18 protein-coding genes, 1 tRNA gene and 1 pseudogene are annotated in these 19285 nt (G+C 58.8%); 9 read left to right on the top strand and 11 right to left on the bottom strand.

Annotated elements, in window-relative coordinates; genetic code table 11:
- Window positions 1-72 precede the first annotated feature (72 nt).
- Window positions 73-1425, top strand: coding sequence for a type I glutamate--ammonia ligase (gene glnA / locus SE86_RS01390; RefSeq protein WP_117353974.1), 1353 nt, complete (start codon window positions 73-75; stop codon window positions 1423-1425).
- Between the two features lie 69 nt (window positions 1426-1494).
- Here the strand turns inward: glnA and SE86_RS01385 are convergent, their stop codons facing one another.
- The gene (locus SE86_RS01385) at window positions 1495-1731 is read right to left on the bottom strand and encodes a ferredoxin (protein ID WP_174221329.1); all 237 of its coding nucleotides are present in this window, start codon (window positions 1729-1731) and stop codon (window positions 1495-1497) included.
- A 304-nt stretch (window positions 1732-2035) separates the two neighbouring features.
- Between SE86_RS01385 and SE86_RS01380 the strand changes: the two genes are divergently transcribed.
- Both SE86_RS01380 and SE86_RS01375 read left to right on the top strand, forming a co-directional pair.
- Window positions 2036-2812, top strand: coding sequence for a PAC2 family protein (locus tag SE86_RS01380; protein ID WP_117355029.1), 777 nt, complete (start codon window positions 2036-2038; stop codon window positions 2810-2812).
- A gap of 11 nt (window positions 2813-2823) precedes the next feature.
- Complete coding sequence (locus SE86_RS01375) at window positions 2824-3297, top strand: Hsp20/alpha crystallin family protein (protein WP_117353972.1); 474 nt, start codon at window positions 2824-2826, stop codon at window positions 3295-3297.
- Here SE86_RS01375 and SE86_RS01370 read toward each other — a convergent pair.
- Window positions 3292-5400, bottom strand: a complete 2109-nt coding sequence (locus SE86_RS01370) for a heterodisulfide reductase-related iron-sulfur binding cluster (RefSeq protein WP_117353971.1) — start codon at window positions 5398-5400, stop codon at window positions 3292-3294. The genes SE86_RS01375 and SE86_RS01370 overlap by 6 nt on opposite strands.
- 154 nt (window positions 5401-5554) lie before the next feature.
- On the opposite strand from SE86_RS01370, the gene gyaR reads away from it, so the two are divergent.
- On the top strand, window positions 5555-6562 hold the full coding sequence (gyaR, locus tag SE86_RS01365) for a glyoxylate reductase (RefSeq protein ID WP_117355028.1): 1008 nt from the start codon (window positions 5555-5557) through the stop codon (window positions 6560-6562).
- A gap of 46 nt (window positions 6563-6608) precedes the next feature.
- Here the strand turns inward: gyaR and SE86_RS08330 are convergent.
- Window positions 6609-6815 (bottom strand): annotated as a pseudogene (locus SE86_RS08330) (transposase); the annotation flags it as partial.
- A 206-nt stretch (window positions 6816-7021) separates the two neighbouring features.
- Between SE86_RS08330 and SE86_RS01355 the strand changes: the two are divergent.
- The 4 genes from SE86_RS01355 (at window position 7022) to SE86_RS01340 (ending at window position 10516) form a co-directional block, all read left to right on the top strand.
- Window positions 7022-7960, top strand: a complete 939-nt coding sequence (locus SE86_RS01355) for a carbon-nitrogen hydrolase family protein (protein ID WP_117355027.1) — start codon at window positions 7022-7024, stop codon at window positions 7958-7960.
- A 32-nt stretch (window positions 7961-7992) separates the two neighbouring features.
- Window positions 7993-8832: a uridine phosphorylase gene (gene udp / locus SE86_RS01350; protein ID WP_174221328.1), complete on the top strand. Its 840-nt coding sequence runs from the start codon at window positions 7993-7995 to the stop codon at window positions 8830-8832.
- A gap of 485 nt (window positions 8833-9317) precedes the next feature.
- A complete protein-coding gene (locus tag SE86_RS01345; protein WP_236747385.1) occupies window positions 9318-10187 on the top strand; it encodes an arginine deiminase family protein in 870 nt (289 codons plus the stop codon).
- A gap of 251 nt (window positions 10188-10438) precedes the next feature.
- Window positions 10439-10516, top strand: a tRNA-Arg gene (locus tag SE86_RS01340).
- Between the two features lie 56 nt (window positions 10517-10572).
- Here SE86_RS01340 and SE86_RS01335 read toward each other — a convergent pair.
- The 8 genes from SE86_RS01335 to SE86_RS01300 form a co-directional block, all read right to left on the bottom strand.
- Window positions 10573-10890: a hypothetical protein gene (locus tag SE86_RS01335; protein ID WP_148666735.1), complete on the bottom strand. Its 318-nt coding sequence runs from the start codon at window positions 10888-10890 to the stop codon at window positions 10573-10575.
- Window positions 10891-11812: 922 nt separating this feature from the next.
- Window positions 11813-12511 (bottom strand): bifunctional precorrin-2 dehydrogenase/sirohydrochlorin ferrochelatase, encoded by a 699-nt coding sequence (locus SE86_RS01330; RefSeq protein WP_158543069.1) that lies wholly within the window; start codon window positions 12509-12511, stop codon window positions 11813-11815.
- Window positions 12508-13680 carry a radical SAM protein gene (locus tag SE86_RS01325; RefSeq protein WP_117353968.1) on the bottom strand — a complete coding sequence of 391 codons (1173 nt, stop codon included), beginning with the start codon at window positions 13678-13680 and terminating at the stop codon, window positions 12508-12510. The genes SE86_RS01330 and SE86_RS01325 overlap by 4 nt, the downstream gene beginning before the upstream one ends.
- Window positions 13677-14648 carry an Lrp/AsnC family transcriptional regulator gene (locus tag SE86_RS01320; protein ID WP_117353967.1) on the bottom strand — a complete coding sequence of 324 codons (972 nt, stop codon included), beginning with the start codon at window positions 14646-14648 and terminating at the stop codon, window positions 13677-13679. The genes SE86_RS01325 and SE86_RS01320 overlap by 4 nt, the downstream gene beginning before the upstream one ends.
- Entirely contained in the window at window positions 14636-15799 is a 1164-nt protein-coding gene (locus SE86_RS01315; protein ID WP_117353966.1) for a TIGR04053 family radical SAM/SPASM domain-containing protein, read from the bottom strand. The genes SE86_RS01320 and SE86_RS01315 overlap by 13 nt, the downstream gene beginning before the upstream one ends.
- 65 nt (window positions 15800-15864) lie before the next feature.
- Window positions 15865-16164: a signal recognition particle subunit SRP19/SEC65 family protein gene (locus SE86_RS01310; protein WP_117353965.1), complete on the bottom strand. Its 300-nt coding sequence runs from the start codon at window positions 16162-16164 to the stop codon at window positions 15865-15867.
- Window positions 16165-16174: 10 nt separating this feature from the next.
- A complete protein-coding gene (locus tag SE86_RS01305; protein ID WP_211096633.1) occupies window positions 16175-16579 on the bottom strand; it encodes an Lrp/AsnC family transcriptional regulator in 405 nt (134 codons plus the stop codon).
- A gap of 97 nt (window positions 16580-16676) precedes the next feature.
- The gene (locus SE86_RS01300; RefSeq protein ID WP_117353963.1) at window positions 16677-17180 is read right to left on the bottom strand and encodes a YbhB/YbcL family Raf kinase inhibitor-like protein; all 504 of its coding nucleotides are present in this window, start codon (window positions 17178-17180) and stop codon (window positions 16677-16679) included.
- A 256-nt stretch (window positions 17181-17436) separates the two neighbouring features.
- On the opposite strand from SE86_RS01300, the gene glmS reads away from it, so the two are divergent.
- Entirely contained in the window at window positions 17437-19284 is a 1848-nt protein-coding gene (glmS, locus tag SE86_RS01295; protein WP_117353962.1) for a glutamine--fructose-6-phosphate transaminase (isomerizing), read from the top strand.
- The last annotated feature ends 1 nt before the right edge of the window (window position 19285 follow it).

The following is a 19285-nucleotide window of genomic DNA, read 5'->3' as shown; positions in this document are numbered from 1 at the left end:
CTTTTTACCTGAGAATGCTAACTAAAATTTTTAACCTAGTGTGCAAAGAGTTACCTTGCCTGTGAGGCCAGAATGGGCGAGGCCGAGGCGTCAGGTGAGCCTGAGTTCCTTGAGGTTCAATACATAGATATCCCAGGCATTCTCAGGTCCGTCGTAATACCATACCAGAGCTATAAGAAGAAGGTGGACGGCTTCATAGCGGCCTTTGATGGAAGCAGCGTTGATGGATTTGAACCCATTAACAGAAGCGACCTGCTGCTGATGGCTGACGCCTCAACGTTCGCGAGGATACCATGGAGGCTCGAGAGGGCGAGGGTGCTTGGTAAGATATACTCTCCTGACGGCGCCAGGTACCAGAAGGACCCAAGGTACGTGGCCGAGGCCGCTATGAGCTACCTGGCGGACAAGGGCTACAGGCTGCTTGCGGGCGCGGAGGTGGAGTTCTTCCTGTTCAGGTCCCTCAAGGTTGACGTCATAAACCCGCTGAGGGGGACGGGCTACTCAGTGGTGAGCCAGGAGCAGCCGTGGGACACGGAGTCGCCCCACGCCGTCACTAAGAGGGCCTACCACCTGCCTGAGCCCATGGACTCCCTTGAGGCTGTCAGGGAGAGAATGCTGAGGTACTTCAGGGCCTTCGGCTATGACTTCAACGCCACCCACCACGAGGTCGCGGTCTCCCAGTCGGAGGTGAGCGTCAAGGCTGGCGATCCCCTGTTCGTGGCCGACGAGATAGTCACGTTTAAGCTGGTCGCCAGGCAGGCCGCCAGGGAGAGCGGCATGGTTGCCGTCTTCCTGCCGAAGCCGCTCTTCGGTGACAACGGGAGCGGTCTTCACTTCCACCTGAGCCTGTGGGACGCTAAGGGCAGCAACCTCTTCGTCGGCGAGGACGGCAGCCTCTCGCAGCTGGCAAGGTACTTCATAGGCGGCATACTGGAGCACGGCAGGAGCCTTGCGGCCATCGTGGCGCCAACCGTTAACAGCTACAGGAGGCTGGTGCCTGGCTACGAGGCCCCAGTTTACCTGACCTGGGGGTACTCCAACAGGAGCACCGCTATAAGGGTGCCAGCCACGGGCGGCTCCAAGGACCTCACCAGGGTTGAGTTCAGGAGCCCTGACCCGCTCTGCAACCCCTACCTTGCGCTCTCAGCCACCTTCCTGGCTGGCTACGACGGTATAGTTAAGAAGATAGAGCCAGGCGACCCGGTCAGCGAGAACGTCTATGAGTTCAAGGATGAGGGCAAACTGAGGACGCTGCCCAGGAGCCTTGACGAGGCCCTTGACGAGCTTGAGAGCGACCATGAGTACCTTCTCCCGGTGATGGGCAAGGAGCTCATAGACTCCTACCTTGAGGTCAAGAGGAGGGAGGCCGCTACCTTAAGGATGCACCCATCGCCGATGGAGCTCTACATGTACATGAGCTATTGACCTTAGTTATAAAGGAAAACGTTATTTAAAACTTGTTATATTAGTCGGTTTCTCTGCTGCCTGCTAGCCTTAAGCAGGCTCCACGTGTATTATGCTGGTCGGGCAGCTCTGCGCCGCGGCGTCGGCACAGTCCTTCATGTCATCCGGGATCTGGCCGTGGTTTATGTCGTTGGGGTCCGTCCTCCACTTGGCTATTATCTGGCTCTTCCCGTCAACGTCGCTCATCTCAAAAACGTCGCCGCACAGGCTGACGCAGACCATGTCGGCTATGCAGTTATCCCTTGGGTCTATGCTTACCTTGAGCATGCGCACGCACCCTCCGTGCATTCTGATTGAACCAGTAGAAAAGCCTTGCTTATCAAGAGTCCTCCTTTAATAACACCTGTCCATCATCTTTGGTAAGGCTTCCTGTGCGCTACCTGAAGTGAACATAATATACATGCATGGTAGCGTGGCGCCGCCTGCGCCTAAGGGATGGACCTAAAGGCGTGCATTAATTAAGTACCACACAAGGGGCCGCTCAGTGACCTTGAAGGGCCTGTTAAGATTAAGTGGCGCGCGTATGCATCTATAATAGTCCCTGCAGATAAAGCCAGACGCGGTGCTGACCGTGCCCCTAGCAGCATATGAGGAGGAGATACTCGGCTACAACTTCATAGAGTACGGGGAGCTGGGTAGGCCGAAGTACCTGGTACTTGGCATACCTGACGCTGGCTTGGTGGGCCCCATAGCGTCAAGCCACATGGTGAACAGACTTAACATGAACGACGTTGTCGGCATAGAGAGCTACGGCTACCTGCCCCCAGCAGCCGTCGTGGTCAACGGCTCCGTTAAGTACCCCCTCAGGATATACGTTAGCAACGACATGGCGGTCCTCGTGACCGAGATCATGCCAGTGGCCAGCGGCATAGTGCCCCTCTCAATAGCCATAGTGGAGTTTGCTAGGAAGAGGGGCATTGAGTACATAGTTGGCATGTCGGGCCTTGGCAACCCTGACAGGGCTGAGGTGCAGCCCTCGCTCTACTGGCTCTCCACGACGCCCCAGGCCGAGTCGCTGGCGTCGTCCCTTAAGGATGTGGGTAAGCCCTTCCCTGGTGGCCTCATAGTAGGCCCCTACGCAACTATACTGAAAGAGTCCGTCAAGAGGGGGGTTAACACGCTGCTCCTCATGGCTGAGTCCTTCATTGACATACCTGACCCCGAGGCGGCCGCGGTGGCCCTCCAGGGGCTCTCAAAGGTCACGGGCGTTAGCGTCGACGTCAGCCAGCTCCTTCAGGAGGCCGAGACCCTGAGGCTCAGGTTACAGGGCATGGCTAAGGAGGCTAAGGACGCCCTGGCCAAGGTAGGTAAGGGGTATGAGTACAGGGCGCCGCTAATATACAGCTAAGGGGATCAGTCGTGTCCTATGACGACATATTTGAGCGCATGCGGAAGAGGGCGCTGAGGATAGTGCGTGACATGATGTCAGACCTTGACGAGATGGAGGCGTGGATGAGGTCGATGATAGATGACATGGAGGAGCAGGTGAGGCCCGAGGACCTGTTCAACAGCAGGCTGTCAGAGCTCAGCAGGGGGGCCCTCACGCCGCTCGTGAGCTTCCACGACAAGGGGGATCGCCTCGTCATAGTTGTTGACCTCTCGGGCTCAGATCCCCGCACTGTTGACGTGAGGCTCGGCAGGCAGAGCATCTCCGTGAGGGCACAGATAAGGAGTGAGGTTGTCAGGAGGGCCTTCGGCCAGGCCTCGTGGGCGAGGAAGGTGAGCTACTACAGCGGCGAGTACACCCTGCCGGAGCTCGTGGACCCCAGCACGGCTAAGTCAGAGCTGAAGGGGGGCCTGCTTATAATAACTGTCAGGAAAGCGCCCTCATGAGCTTCCGTTGCTCTGGCCTCCGCCGCTCTGCCCCTTGTCTAGAGACTCCTTAAGAATTTCTGCTATGTCCTTAACCTCGAAGTTGAACTTGTTGGCCTCGGCCCTGAACATGGTGTTGCAGAACGGGCAGGCCACAGCGACCACTCTCCTCTGCGCTCCCTCGCCGAGGGTCTTAGAGGCCTCATCAGCCCTCATGGCTGAGAGGCGCTCCCCCCTCTTCACCTCATAGAAGAGCTGGCCCCCTCCTCCGCCGCAGCAGAAGCTCCTTGACCTGTTCCTGGGCATCTCCTTTATCCTGAGCCCTGTTGACTCCACGACGCTCCTCGGCTCCTCGTATACCCCGTTCCACCTGCCGAGGTAGCACGGGTCATGGTAAGTCACGGCCATGTTAAGCTTCTTAGTGGGCTTTAGCCTGCCGTCCTTAACTAACTTTGCTAAGACAATGGAGTGGTGCTCCACCTGCAGGCTGTCAAGCACCTGCGCCAGCTTTGCCGTATCTGGGTTCTTGGCAAGGTAGCCCCTGTAAAGCTTGTAGTTGTTCTTGAAGTTGTTGAACCCGTGCGGGCAGCTGACCAGGAGCTTCTTGAACTTGTACTTGCTAAGCACCTCGAGGGCCTGCTTCATGAGCTCCACGTAGAGGGCCTCGTCACCTACAGACCTCGCTGGCTCGCCGCAGCAGCCCTGCTCGACCGGGACCGCCACCTTGAGCCCAGCGGTCCTCAGCAGCTCTATAACCGCCTCGGCGACAGGCCTTAACCTTGGGTCATAGGATGTTGTGCAGCCGATCCAGTATAGGTAGTCGTACTCCTCGCCCTCCTTTGCTATTATGTCGTCGCCAAGCCTCTGGGCCAGCTCGTTAAGCCACTGCTCCTTGTCATAGGGGTTGGCCCCGAGAGGGTTGCCTGTCTGCTGAAGCCTGTAGAGCGCGTCAAGGGCGTCCTTGGGCACGTCCTCTGAGCCTATGCTCACCATGCCCCTCCTCACGTCAATTATCGTGTCGACGTGGTGTATGGTCACGGGGCACTCGTACACGCAGGCGCCGCAGGTGACGCAGCTCCAGATGGCCTCAGGGTTGACCTGAAGCTTCCCGCTTCCCCAAGCCTGCTGGTCCCAGAGGCCCTCCCTCATAGCTTTGTCTAGGGTAACTATGACGTCCCTGGGGCTCAGGGGCTTCCCAGACGCGTAGGCCGGGCAGGCGTTAGTGCACCTCATGCACGAGGTGCAGGCGTCAAAGTCCAGGCGCTGCTTCCAGGTGGTGTCAGAGAGCTTTACAACGCCCAGGGGCCTGCCCTGCTCTATCCTCTGGTCAAGGTCCGTGACGGGCTTGACGCCCTGGGGGGCCTGGCCCTGCCTCTGGAAGGTGACGTTGAGCGCCGCGGCGTATATGTGCCACAGGTTTGTGAACGGTATTATCGCAAGGGTTGCCATAGCTATGCTCATGTGGAAGAGCCAGAGCCCCCTGTAGATCTCCTGCAGGGTCGGTATTGGGACCGTCCTGGCCCACATGAAGACCAGGTAGCCAATTGGGTCAAACCAGGGCCTCTCCCAGGTGTAGCGGTAGGCAACGCCAGCTATGCCGTCCACCAGGAAGCCCGTGACGACTATTATGAGCAGGAGCGCCTGCACAAGGTAATAGTAGGGGTCCTGGGGAAGGTTCGGCGTCAGCCTCAGGCTTCTCCTGACTATAGCTATCGATACCCCAACTATCACCATAGCCCCCGCTATGTTGTTGAGCAGCTTATAGCCGTAAAACACGTCGCCTGTCAGGAAGACAACAATATGCGCGTTTATGGCCCTGAGAAGCGTCGCTATGAAGAGCCAGCTTATGCCATAGAATATGAGCGCGTGCATGGTGCCTGGGAAGCGCTGCCTGAGGACCTTCCACTGGAGCAGCGCGAACTTGACGAAGTTCTTGAGGGCGGCGACCACGGAGTAGCCCGGCGGCCAGCACATGAGCTTCCATCTCGGTAGGCCATGGGTCCAGCGGCGGTACCCCTCATATGCGGCGTAGAGGAGCCATAGAAACACGACGAGGCCTACTGCATAGACTATGGCTTCATAGCCTCTTACCCACACAAAGTTTACAATGCCTATATACGTCAAGCTGAGCGCCGCGGCCTGAACCGTAACCTTGATATAAAAGTGTTGAATAGCGCTCGTACCTTAACTCTTGGCACTTCTGGGCTTAAGGCCTGCTACGGGCGCCCTGATAGCAGCGCTTTTATTTTCTATACAAAGGTCAGATATAGGGCTGGACGTGGAGCTGAGCCTCTTCGTCACGAGGGAGGTCCCGTTCCCAGCGTTTGACCAGCTCAAGGCCATGTTCCAGAGGGTTGATGTCTGGAAGGAGTACAGGCCGCCCACCAAGGAGGAGCTCATAGCTAATGCCAAGGGGCACCAGGCGCTTGTTACCATGCTTGAGGATAAGGTGACGTGCGACGTGATAGAGGCACTGAGCCCTGAGCTCAGGATAATAGCTCAGTACGCAGTTGGCTATGATAACATAGACCTTGAGTGCGCCACGAGGCATGGCGTCTACGTGACCAACACCCCAGAGGTGCTGACTGACGCCACTGCGGACCTCACGTGGGCCCTGATACTGGCCGTGACGAGGAGGGTTGTTGAGGCAGATAGGTTCGTGAGGGACGGTAGCTGGAAGCGCTCAGGGACCGCCTGGCACCCAACCATGATGCTGGGCTACGACCTCAAGGGCAAGGTCCTGGGCATACTCGGCGCCGGCAGGATAGGCAGTGCGGTGGCCAAGAGGGCCCTCGGCTTCGACATGAAGATAATATACTATAACAGACATAGGGTGCCAGAGGTGGAGGCCCTGGGAGCCAGGTACGTCGACCTTGAGACCCTGTTCAGGGAGAGCGACATACTTACGATACACACGCCCCTGACCCCTGAAACCCAGAACCTGGTTAACGAGTCCAGGCTGAGGCTTATGAAGAGGACGGCCTTCATTATAAACACCGCCAGGGGCAAGATAATTGACCTCGACGCCCTCTACAAGGCCCTGAAGGAGGGCTGGATAGCCGGGGCCGGGCTTGACGTGTACCCAAGCGAGCCCTTGGACCCCTCCCATCCCATTACAAAGCTTAGCAACGTGGTTCTTGCCCCTCACATAGGCAGCGCTACCATAGAGACCAGGGCCAGGATGGCAGAGATCGTCTATAGGAACCTGGAGGCATTCTACAGGCGGCAGAGGCCGCCGACCCTTGTTAACGAGGGTGTCCTGAGGGTCAGGCCACCAGGCTTCTGAGCAGTTCTAAGGGTCCCCTGCAGTTTAGGCTGACCTCCTCCCCGCCCTAAAGGGCGAGGGCTCCCTTAGGGCGGCTCACTGGTTTGCGGCTTACCGCCTTCACCTTCATCGTATCATGGCTGGCGGGCGCGGTAAGCGCCCACCCCGCTCCGCTCGTCCAGCGGTAGACCGCGGGCTGGGCCTTCAGCCCATTACCCCTATCCCTCACCGTGAGTTGCCCTCGGCTCACGGATCTTAGGGACTCGGGGATATGTGGGGCCCCTGTTGGGGCATCCCCTTGCGGGGACACCATCTGTTCCACGCAACTTTAAGTGCTCAGAGGCTTTATGCCTTACCCCGCCCCTGGAAGGGGCGAGGCTTGTCGTTCTTTTTGTCAAGCCTTCCCGTTATAGACATCAAGGGTTGCATAGGCTTTAAGTCTACTTAGAGTAACTGCTTAAGAGAGCCCAGGTGCAGTCAATGCCGCTGAGGATAACCGTACTCCACACCCGCATAAGACTTGGCGCTAGGAGGACCAACACAAAGCATATACTTGAGCTCGCGTCGAAGGCGCTGTCGGAGCGCCAGGTCGACGTCCTCGTGCTGCCGGCCTACCCCATAACCGGGCCTATAGTGGGCTACTACGCCGACCAGAAGGTCCCCTCCATACTCAAGGGGTTTGCCGAGAGGATCTCGGAGTCAGAGATGCAGCTGAGCCCGACGCTCTCCATAGTCTCAAAGGTCAGTGAGGAGTACGGCGTCTACGTTATAGCTGGCCCCCTGGTGGAGAGGGCGGGCCCAAGGCTTTACCTTACAACAATAGTGGTTGGGCCCAACGGGAGGCTCATAGGCAAGTACAGGAAGGTGGCCCTCACTAAGAAGGAAAGGGAGAGTGGCCTGACCCCCGGGAAGGATGTTCTAGTCTTCGACATCGCGCGCTCTAACCTGAGGGTTGGGGTCTACATAGACGAGGACATAAATTACCCAGAGGTCCTGAGGTCGCTCTCCTACAGGGGGGCGGACGTAGTCATAGGAACCATGCTGCCCTTCCAGTCAGGCTTCATAAGGATGAGGTCTGAGCAGGGCAACGGGATACTCACGCTTGACAACGAGCAGGTGGCGGAGCTCCTTGACGTCAGGACGCGCGAGAACAACTTCTCCGCCATACTGGTGGGCGGTGCAGTCGAGGGGTCCAACGGGCTTGGCTACGTGGCCTTCATGCCGACCATGATAGCTGAGCCCGAGAGCGGTGTCATAAAGGATAGGGTCAGGCTCTTTGATGACCTTGACATACCGGTCTACGTCGAGGTGGATAGGTCTGCGTCTAAGGAGAGCAGGGACTTCCTCCTCCCCCTTCTGAGGTCCCTCTGCAGGCCTAGTGGTGAGAAGGGGGGCGCGGGCGAGGAGGAAGAATTTTAGCTCAAGCTCTCTCCTCGTCCTAGGTGTAAGTCTTGGAGGAGCGCATGTCGTCGGCCTCGAGGCCCTTCGACTCGCAGGGCAGGGCCTACCACATAGGCCTTAGGAGAGGTGACGTCCCAAGGTACGTCCTCATGCCGGGGGATGTGGAGAGGGCCTCGCGCATAGCCTCCTCCTGGGACAGGAGCTGGCAGCTGGCGCAGAGGAGGGAGTACCTGAGCTACAGGGGCGTCTACAGGGGCGTTGACATGGCCGTGGTTTCAACAGGCATAGGGGGGCCGGCCACCGCAATAGCTGTTGAGGAGCTCCTGGAGCTTGGGGCGGACACTATGTTAAGGGTTGGCAGCACGGGCGCCATTCAGGAAGACATAAACGTTGGCGACATAATCATAACTACTGCAGCTGTCAGGATGGACGGCACCAGCTACCAGTACGCCCCAGCGGGCTACCCGGCGTCAGCGAGCTATGAGGTCGTGATGGCCCTTATAGAGGCGGCCGAGGAGCTTGGGGTAACATATCACGTCGGCGTCACGGCCTCGACCGACAGCTTCTACGTCGGCCAGGGCAGGCCAGGCCATGGGGGCTACATACCGAGCTGGGCCAAGAACTTAATGGCCGACCTGAGGCAGATGAGGGTCCTTAACTTTGAGATGGAGAGCGCCACGTTGCTCACTTTGGCCAACATCTACGGCTTCAGGGCCGGTGCTGTGCACGCCGTCTATGCCCAGAGGGTTAAGGACGAGTTCGTGGCCCACGCTGGCGAGGATGAGCTGATAAAGGTAGCTGACGAGGCCGTCAGAATCCTTCATGAGTGGGACGAGGTGAAGGGAAGGGCTGGGAAGAGGCTCTACTACCCATCCCTCGCGAGGGCATGAAGGCCTTAGGAGGTCTGCGACCTTCAGGCCTCTGCTCGGTTTAACTTTATGGGGGCTAAGGGGGCGAAAGTCCCCTCCGTGAGGTGGGGGGTGGATAGCCCCCATAGAAAAGTTCTTATACCAAAAAGAAAAAGACATGTGCAGACCTCTGGCTGTAAGGGCTGAGGCCGCGCCCTCTGGACTGGGGAACTTACGCCTGCGGAGGGCGGCCCTCCGTAACCCCTCCTCCGCGCGGGGCGCCACAGGGGCGGCTCCGCCCGATGGAGCCTCCGCTGTGGGTGAGGGGATCGAGGCCGCCCTGGGAGGCAGGAAGTCATCACCGCGAGGTGGGGTGCCCCGCCCGTGAGGGCGGGGCAGTTCACAGTGGCTCTCGGAGGCCTGAAGCTCAGGCGCTCTAGCCACCAGGATTTGCAGGCAGGTCGCTTCGCGCAGATTTATTGCTGCGACTGACCTTACAGCGAAGCTGGGCTGAGAGCTTGAGCTTTGTGACCTCAGAGGTGGGCAGGTTAAGGGAGGTCCTCATGCACGTGCCGGGGCAGGAGGTCACGTTGGTGAACGAGAGCAACTACCGCCGTTACCTCTTCCGCGCCCCCATGAGCTTGGAGGAGGCCAGGAGGGAGGTGGAGGAGCTCATAGATGTCTACAGGCGCGAGGGGGTAGTCGTCAGGACGGTCGATGGCCTTGAGGACAAGCCGAACGCCATGTACGCCCGTGACCCCTTCCTAATGACACCAGGGGGCGCAATAATATCAAGTTTCATGTATGACGTTAGGAGGGGTGAGGAACAGGCCTTCATGGAGGTCATGAAGGGGCTTGGGTACCCCATAGTCAAGGTTATGGGCAATGAGGAGGTCTTTGAGGGGGGCAACGCTATGTTGCTGTCGCCTAGCGTAGCCATGGCTGGCGTGGGCGAGAGGACCAGCAGGGCCGGGCTTGAGGCGTTCTCTAAGGTCGTGAAGTCAATGGGCGTCAGCGAGGTCATCGAGGTCCAGGTGCCTATGAACGTGATACACATAGATGAGTACGTGGCGCAGGTTGACGTTAAGACGATAGTTGCCGTGAGGCAGATGTTCCCCTGGGAGGCCATGGACAGGCTCCGCAGGCTCGGGTTTAACGTGGTGCCCGTTGAGTACTCCCAGCTGCCCGGAGGGGTCAGCGCCAGGCTCTGCCTGAACATGGTCGCCGTAAGGCCTGGCAGGGTTGTCATGGGCTCTGGGTGCAACGCCGTAAGGAAGCTCCTGGAGGGTGAGGGGATGGACGTTATAGAGGTTAACGTGGACGAGGTCCTCAAGGGGGGCGGCGGTGTCCACTGCCTTACAGGGGTCCTTCGCCGCGAGCCGGTAAAGGAGAACTAAAGCCTCAGCACTTACAGTTGCCGTGCATAACGCTAAAGCTCTTCAGAGTCTCTACGATGAACTTTCTGTCCTGCAGTAGAGGGTTAGCAGGCCCTTCGCCCTTCATTTCAATAATAGAACAGGTTAGGGAAGAGGTCAAACGATCGATTACCTTAGAATGCACACGCAGGCGCTTACCTTATGGTATAAGGCTGGGCGGCGGAAGCTAAAGCTAATAAAGAGGTCACCTCACAGTGTCGCCAGGAGGCCGGGGACCCGTAGCTCAGCCAGGACAGAGCGCCGGCCTCCTAAGCCGGTGGTCGGGGGTTCAAATCCCCCCGGGTCCGCCACGCTGAGGGGCTCCTTGGAATCGAGGTCCTTTAGCGCCAGGCTATAATTGAGCAGCTTACTCAGAGGTTCCGAAGACTAGGTTCAGGAAGGGGCGCGGGTCACCCGCCTTGAGGGAGCTTAAGGCACTCTCAAGCTCCATCACTGAGAAGTTTCCGAGGGACCTTAGCGCTATTCTTATAACGGACTTTGCCATACTTTCTGGCAGCACGTTGAGCGTCTTGACGTAAGTGCCAACCGGGTCCTCAAGGAGGGACTCAACGAAGGAGCGGCCGCCGTTCGAGTAAAAGTAGCTGTCAAGGTTAACTAGGGTGCCCAGGGCGAATCTCTTAAGTACGTCATTCATCAGCTTAGCCGCCTGCTCCTTTGACCTCAAGGCTATCAGCCAACTGGGGCCCGCCTTGCCCCTAACGCTAATATTAAGGGGTAACATGCAAATAAGGTATACCATGTAGCCCTTTCATAATACATTTTCTAGCAGTAGTCTGGAGGTATTACCATATCTGCACGAGCGCGACAACAGCCGGTGCGCAGCTCCACTCAAGCAACTGAGTGTTTACCCGTGGCGTTCCTTTTCCTTACTTTTAACCTAGTTCCGCCGCGGGCACCCCTCTTAAGGATCACACGCGGTCACCCTTAACTCGCTGGGGCTTGTCGAGGGAGACGCCGCTACCCTCCCATCTACTTTTATCACTCCCACCCTCGTTGAGCAGCGCCCGTCATCAGGTGGGGGGTCACCAATGAAAGCTGCCTCGGTAATGCTATATAAAAGTAACTTGTCAAAACAATATTTAGAGATAATTAAAAATAACTAGTAGTTATGTAGAAGCGTTCAGTCTCTCAGCTTTCCTTTTAGCGGGCATCGCATCAAACCGGGAAGGATTCAAAAAGCGCTTAAGTTTAAGGTTGATTTAATCTAAAAGCTCAGGGCACTTACTTCTTCTGCTCGCCCTGCTGCTCAGTCTTCTTCTTCTTTGCCAACTCAGGTCACCGGCCCTCTCAGGCCGTGGCACAGTTGTAACTTCCTGCACTCTTAAGAGTTTATGCTCTTGAGCGCAGGAACGCTAATTCCGAGCGTGCAGTTTGGCGTCATACTACATAGGAATACATTGATGCTGCAGGGTGGGCGGCGGCCTCACTTAAAGGCGTGAGAGACGTAGCGCGTAGTACAGTTGAGGTGACATCGCGAGTCCTAGGGCCAACACTAAGCTGTTTGCATTAGAGCATGACAAAATGAAAGGCAAGCCTCACCCCTCAGGGCGGGGAGGAGGTCAGAGCCGCTACGCAGTTACTAGAGCTCATGAACGTCCAGCGGCGCTGCCCGCGCTGGTGCCTCCTGCGTCTGCCCTAGCTATCTCAAGGGCCCTCCTCAGGGCCCCCTCCTCGTCGCCCTGCTCTATGAGCCGGTTAAACAGCTGGTCCTCGGCGACCTTGAAGTACAGCGGCACCCTGACCTTGGGGTCGCTCACGCTCTCCTTGAGCATAACCTTAAATTTAGCCATGACAGAGAGGAGCAAGGCCAGGTACCTGTCAGAGCCCAGGCACTCAGCTATCCTGTCCCTGGCCCTCCTTGCGGCTACCCCAGAGAGGCCCAGCGTCGTGACGGCAACCTTGAGGCCCTCTATGGGCTCCGCCGTGAACGGGTAGACCGCGTTGCCCTCCAACGCCTCGGTGGCGTTGTTTACAAGAACCCCGAGCTCCCTGGCCCTTGAGGCCAGGTACGAGTTGAGAGAGCTGTCGGAGGTCGCTATCACCACCAGGAATGAGCCCCTTATGAACCTGTCAACGTCGCTGCCCGGGCTTAGGCTCTCCCTAACGAGCTCCACATGGCCAGCCCTGGCCGCTGCCTCAAGCTCGTGGGAGAACTGGGAGGCCACCACAACGACCTTGGCTCCGGCTGAGGAGAACTCGAGGGCCCTCCTGGTGCCCACGGAGCCCCCGCCAAACACGGTTACCTTTAGCCCCCTGACGTCTATGAAGAGGGGTATGAATGTCAAGCCAGCCCCCACCTGGAGGCTACTTCTTTGGGGTTAATGAAGCAGAGCGGGTCGTCGCCCCAGAAGTCACCTGTGGCCGCCTCTGCCCTGCCCCTGCTCCCACCGCCGCATATGAGCTTGAAGGGGCATGAGCTGCACTTGGGCCCCCTCAGGTTCTCGTAGAGCCTTATGAACTTAACAAGCTCAGGGTTGTTGTAGCTCAGTATCTCCCTCAGGCTCTGCCCCCTCAGGTCCCCTATGACGTACTGGTCTATGAACTGGCACGGCCTGACAGTGCCGTCAGGGTATATGCTTATCGTCTTCCTCCCGCAGTCCCCCTGGGCGCTTATCATGTGCAGGTACTCCTGGAACTCCTCGCCGCTCTTCGAGAGAGCGTCAGCTATGTAGATGCCCGCGAAGTTTGACCTAACGAGCTCTATCTCGACCCTGCCGCTGTACTCCCTGGCTTTCCCAACAGCCCTGTCAACGAACTCCTTGACCTGTGACGGCGTCGGGAGCTCAGAGGTTATGTTCCTGGCCCTTCCTACAGAGTCCAGCAGGTAGTAGCTGACCCTGCTGGCCCCGAGGCTGGCCGCCAGGTCAACCATGTTAGGGGCCTCCAGGTAGTTCCACCTGGTAACCGTTGTCCTTATGCCGACGTCTACACCCTCGGCGACTGCGTTCCTGATGCCCTTCACTGTCATGTCAAAGGCCCCCTGGACCCCCCTGAACTTGTCGTGGGCCTCAGGCCTCAGGCTGTCGAGGGAGACGCCCACGTAGCTGAAGTTGAGCTCCTTGAGCTTCCTGGCCACGCTCCTAGTTATGAGGGTGCCGTTTGAGCTCAGGGCCATCTTAGGTCTCCCCCTCTCTGCAAGTAGCTTGGCGATATCCCAGAACTCCGGCTTGAGCAGCGGCTCCCCTCCGCTGAATATGACGAGGGGGAGCCCGAGCTCTGCCATCTCCTCCGCGACCTCCAGCAGCCTCCCCCTGCTGAGCTCGCCCTCCCTCGGCCCTGGGCCTGCGTCTATGTAGCAGTGCTCACACCTCAGGTTGCAGGCATACGTTACGTTCCAGAAGACAACTGGCCTCAGCTCCTCGCTGAACCTTGAGGGCGAGCCCTTGCTGTAGTGGCCCTTTATCTTTGTTGAGACCGTTCCCCTGCCTGTCACCATGACGCTGACCGGTATCATCTTGCTGCACCCGGCTTCAGGTCCCTCAGGCTGTAGATAACCCTGTACGTCTTAGCCCCGGCGTCCCTAGCTATAGTCTTAGCCACCTCCTCCACGAGGTCTCTGCTCCTGGCGTGCACCATGGAGTAGCACGGGTACCTCCAGGCCCCCTCAGGCATCGAGGACCTCAGCACCACGTGCGTTGAGTACTCGCTCCTGGCCGCGGCCTCACAGAGCTCCTCAGGGGCCCCTGAGGGCTCCATGACCACCATGCCGTTCTCCCTAAAGCCGACGAGCTCGCCGTCTATCGCCGCCCCTGGGTCCAGGAGGACGCCAACCTGAAGGAGCTTAGGTATCGCCTTAACGATCTCCTCAACTCCGAGGCCGCTGACCCTTGAGGCCGCGGAGTACGGCGAGGGCTCAAGCGGCAGCGACCTAAGGGCCTCCGGCAGGGTCCTCGGTATGCCAAGGGCCTCGGGCCTTGGGGCGCTCGGGGGAACGATGGCGTAGGGACCAGCCCTTGAGACGCCTTTGATAAGGTCGTACTTGACGCTGAGCTTGTAGGTCCTCACAGAGGTCAGGATCACGTACCTCCTGGCCCCACTCAGCCTTGACAGCTCCTCGGCTGCCTTGACTATCTCGTCAAGGCTGTCGCGCTTTATAACTATCCAGACGTTGTACTCCGGGTCATCCCTTAGGTATGAGTGAGTCACAAGGGGGTCAGCCCGCGTGGCCTTTGCTACGGACTCTACGTCATCAGTGCTTATAGCTACAAGGGCCGCGTCCTTGCCCTGCGACCTGAAGTTGAAGTAGAAGCCAACCCTCTTCAGGACGCCCGCGGACTTGAGCCGCCTCAGCTCAGCCAGGAGGTCCTCCTCGCTGATGCCCAGGGATGAGGCCGCGTGGGCGTAGGGGTCAATAGCAGTCACCGGGAAGTTGTACTGAAGCTCCATGAAGGCCCTTACCTGGAGGTCGCTCAGCCCATCCAAGAGGCCGTCACCTCCTTAACTGCGTCGCCAAGGCTTCCGGGCACGTAGGGGCAGGCCGGGTCCTCCCCAAGAGGGTCACCGCTGTAGGCGAAGGCCCTGGCCCTGCTGCCGCCGCATATGTCCTTAAACTCGCAGGCGCCGCACCTGCCCTTGAACTTTGCCTCCCTTACGTCTACGAGGAGCCTTGACCTTCTGTATATGTTGACCAGCCTGTCCCTCCTGACGCTGCCCACCGGCACCGGCAGGAAGCCGCTCGGGTAGACCATGCCGTCGTGTGATATGAATATGACGCCCTTCCCGTCCCTGGTGCCTGAGGTCTCAAACTTGGCCTCCCTGCCCGGCTCGCCCAGCAGGTCCTTCAGGTCGCCTACAAGCCTCGAGTAGAGGGCCCCTACCTTGACTAACTTGGAGGGCTCAAGGCCCTTGGCCATGGCGTAGCTGAGCAGCAGCGAGACCCTCCTGAACATGGGACCCTCGGAGGTCCTGACGGTTATGCCGTACCTGCTGGCCTCGAAGAGGAAGGCGCTGACGTCCTCCCACTCGGCCGGCGTCAGGTCCTCCTCGCTGCGGGCCCTTCCAACTGGCACAAGGTAGAAGACCTCCCAGACCCCAACCCCAAGGTCCTTTATGAGCCTCACCATGCCTGGGAGGCCGTCAACGGTTGACCTCATCACAGCCGTGTTGACCTGGACCTTGACGTTCCTTCTCAGCAGCTCCCTTATGGCCGTGACCCCGGCCTCCCAGGAGCCGCTGTACCTCCTCACCCTGTCGTGGACCTCAGGGCTCGGGTGGTCTATGCTTATTGAGACCGCTGAGACCTTGCCGCCCGCTATGTTATCAATGTTATCAAGCAGGACCTTCGAAGGGCTTGGAGCCATGGCTACGGGGACGCCGAGGGAGTGGGCCTCATCTATAAGCTCCCATATGTCCTCCCTTGACAGCGGGTCGCCGCCGCTTAGCACGAGCACGGGGTAGGGCCTACCGAACTCCGCTACCTGCCTCACAAGCTCAAGACCCTCGGCGTGGCTCAGCTCCCCTGGCATTGGCCTTGTAATGGCCTCGGCCCTACAGTGTATGCAGGCCAGGGGACAGGCCTTCGTTGTCTCCCAGAACACCAGCAGCGGCTTCTCCTCAAACGGCCACCTGGGCAAGTTTCACCCCAGCTGCCATTGTAGCTGCTTTTGATAACCTTTGTATATGCTCGCACTGACACCTTTCAGCTGCGCTGCCTGAAGGATTTTATCGCTGAGGCTATAGCCCTCAGGGTCTCTTGCCTCCCCATCCTCTTGTCAACTATAACACGGCCCTTAACCTCGTACCAGAGCCTAGGGTAGCTGGCGCCCTGGTCAATGGACGGGTTGAGGCCCAGCCCTGCGGCAGCCCTCTCTATTTCCTGCAGGCTGGGCGACTTAACGCAGACGTCCAGGGGGACCCTCCTCCCCATAGACCTCGGCCTGTCGCAGTCTATAAAAGTTGGCCACACAACCATTTTGCCCTCAAGCTCATCCTTTGGCATAGGAGGCACCTTAGCTTGCGCTCTGGGCCCTCTGCAACTTGAGCTTAGCGCTCTCCTTCCTCAGCCAGGCCTCAAGGAGGGGGCACGTGGATGGGTCATAGAAGCCGCCGGCTCCACACTCGTTGATGCGCGGGCAGGCCGCGCACGGGATGTCAAGGATACTGCTGGCGTCAACGCTTATGGAGAACTTCGGGGTGCCGACCTCGACGGCGTAGAGCTTGTAGGTCCTCCTGCCGTTTACTGTGACCTCCTCCCTCTTAATCATGCCTCTGCGCATGAGCCTGAGGACGAGCCTTGAGCCCTCCCTACTTGATATACCAAGAGTCTTCCACAGCTCGCTCTGCAGCATGCCGTCCTTATACTGGCGAAGTACGCTCAGGGCCCTCTCGTCGATGTCATTGCTGTTCTCCGACATTTCATTCACCTCTGCATTAATTGTTCGTTTTGGCGTTCTAACTTTAAGTAAGTTTGTGAGGGCTTAATAATTTTGTTGATAGAAAACTCAAACGCGTTCACTGCCTTGAGTACCTCCCCATCAGTAGGGAATAGCCCAGCACCTTGCCCTTCATGGAGTTAAGGAGCGCTGAGGCCGTCGCAGGCGACCTGAGGGAGAGCTGGGACGAGAGCGCGTGAAGAGCGAAGTAGTATTTGTGAGGCCCGTGGCCCCTGGGAGGGCACGGGCCACCGTAGCCGACGTCGCCGAAGTCGTTAACACCCTGGGTGCCAACGCCCGGTATCTCCCTGGCGCCGCTTGATCCGACGCCCTCCTCAAGCTGTGAGAGCGTCGGTGGTATGTTGTAGATAACCCAATGTATGAAGGTGCCGGCCGGCGCGTCGGGGTCATACATTATCAGGGCCAGGCTCCTGGTGCCCTGGGGCAGGCCGCTCCAGCTCAGCTGAGGGCTTACGTCCTCGCCGTCGCACGTGAACTTAACAGGTATTATGTCGCCGTCGCTGAAGGCGTCACTTGCGAGCTGGAACTGGGCTCCCTCACGTATCACATATTCCTTCGCCAAGACTCTTTACCTAGTTTTATTTATGCAAGAGGAAGGCTTTAACTTTAGCACCAGGCGCCTGAAGGCGGCATGGATAACCACTATAGCCCCCCCGTCTGTCAGCTGAGACAGGTTGCATCATCGCGCAGCTCAGCCCCGTGGCCTCCTCATCCAATCCCTCTAGTTTTGTTGATCCTAATTAGCGTTGCGCGCTGCCAAGAGTGTGCGGAGCACTTATTAGCCCACAGCACTTCTTCCTCTGTCACGGAGAAGGCCCTTGTGCGGCATAATTGGAGCCACCTCCAGCTGCTCTGATGTTGTGCCGCTCCTGATAAGGGGGCTGCAGCGGCTTGAGTACAGGGGCTATGACAGTGTTGGCGTCGCCGTTGTCAGCGGCGGCCTTGTCACTGTTAGGAAGGGGGCCGGCGAGCTTGAGGTTGTCAGGAGAAGGCTCGCCATAGATGGGATGAGCGGGACCACGGGCATAGGGCACACTAGGTGGGCCACCCACGGGCCGCCCAACGACGTCAACGCGCACCCCCACACCGACTGCACGGGCACAGTGGCAATAGTTCACAACGGTGTCATAAGGAACTACGCCTCCCTCAGGGAGGAGCTTATAGCCAAGGGGCACAGAATAAGGAGTGAGACCGACACGGAGCTGGTCGCTCACCTCATTGAGGAGGGCCTAGGCGAGGGCAGGGACTTTGTAGAGGCCCTGGCCAGGGCCCTGATGAGAGTTGAGGGGACCTACGCCTTTGCCATACTTAACTCAAGGGAGCCTGACAGGGTCTACTTCGCAAAGAACAGGAGCCCCCTGCTGGTGGGGGTCGGCGACAAGGTTAAGGTGGTGGCCAGCGACCTGCCGGCTATGCTTGAAGCGGCCAAGGACGTTATATTCCTCGAGGACGGGGAGTTCGGCTACGTGACGCCAACTGAGGTGGCCATATACAGGCTCACCAAGGACGGCTATGCAAAGCTCTCAGACGCGGAGGTAGCCTCAAGGGTCAGGAGGGTCAACCTCACCCCCGAGGCCGCTAGCAAGGGCGGCTACCCGCACTTCATGGTTAAGGAGATATACGAGCAGCCCCAGGCTGTCAGGGACACCTACGAGGGCAATATTGATGATCCTGCCCTGGCCAAGGTTAGCTCGGCCCTGGCAGGGGCCAGCAAGGTTATAGTTGTGGCGGCCGGCACGAGCTACCATGCCGGGCTCGTGTTCTCGTACCTGCTGGCCAGGAGGGCTGGCCTGCTGCCCCACGCCATAATATCATCGGAGGCGCCTTACCTCATGAACGCCGTGGAGGAGGGCGACCTGGTGGTCGCTGTAAGCCAGAGCGGCGAGACTTACGACACCCTTGAGGCCGTCAGGATGGCGAAGGACCTCGGGGCGATCGTAGTTGGCGTCACCAACGTGCTTGGCAGCGCCCTTGACAGGATCTCAGACCTTAAACTTTACACGAGGGCAGGCCCAGAGATAGGCGTGGCCGCGACGAAGACGTTCCTCTCCCAGGTGATGCTTCTCGAACTGCTCTCCATAAGGGCCGGGGTGGACTCCGGGAGGCTTAAGCCGTCAGAGGCCAAGGAGCTCCTCGACGCCCTCAGGGAGGTACCGCAGCTCCTAACTTACACCCTCGAGGCCTCGGACCCGGTCGCCACGGCGCTCTCAAAGAGCGTAGCCGGGGGCAGCATGTACGTGCTCGGGAGGGGGCTGGGCTCGGCTATAGCTAGGGAGGGGGCGCTCAAGGTCAAGGAGATAGCGTATCTGCACGCGGAGGCCTACCCGGCTGGGGAGAGCAAGCACGGCCCCATAGCCCTAGTTGAGAGGGGCTTCCCGGTCTTCATAGCTGCGACCTCCGACGCCAGGGAGGTGGCTGGCAACGCCGTTGAGATGGCCGCCAGGGGAGCGAGGGTCTACGTAGTCAAGCCGGCGGACCTAAGCCTCGACCTTGAGGCCAAGGAAACTATAACCAGGATAGACATGCCGCCGTCCTCAGGCACCCTGGAGCTGGAGCCGTTCATACTGACGCCTGTCTTCCAGCTCTTCGCCTACAGGTTCGCCGTGGGCAAGGGCTACAACCCTGACAAGCCCAGGAACCTCGCCAAGACCGTGACGGTGGAGTGAC

The organism is Acidilobus sp. 7A, assembly GCF_003431325.1.
GTDB lineage: Archaea > Thermoproteota > Thermoprotei_A > Sulfolobales > Acidilobaceae > Acidilobus.
This window is presented reverse-complemented; position numbering and strand designations above follow the sequence as displayed.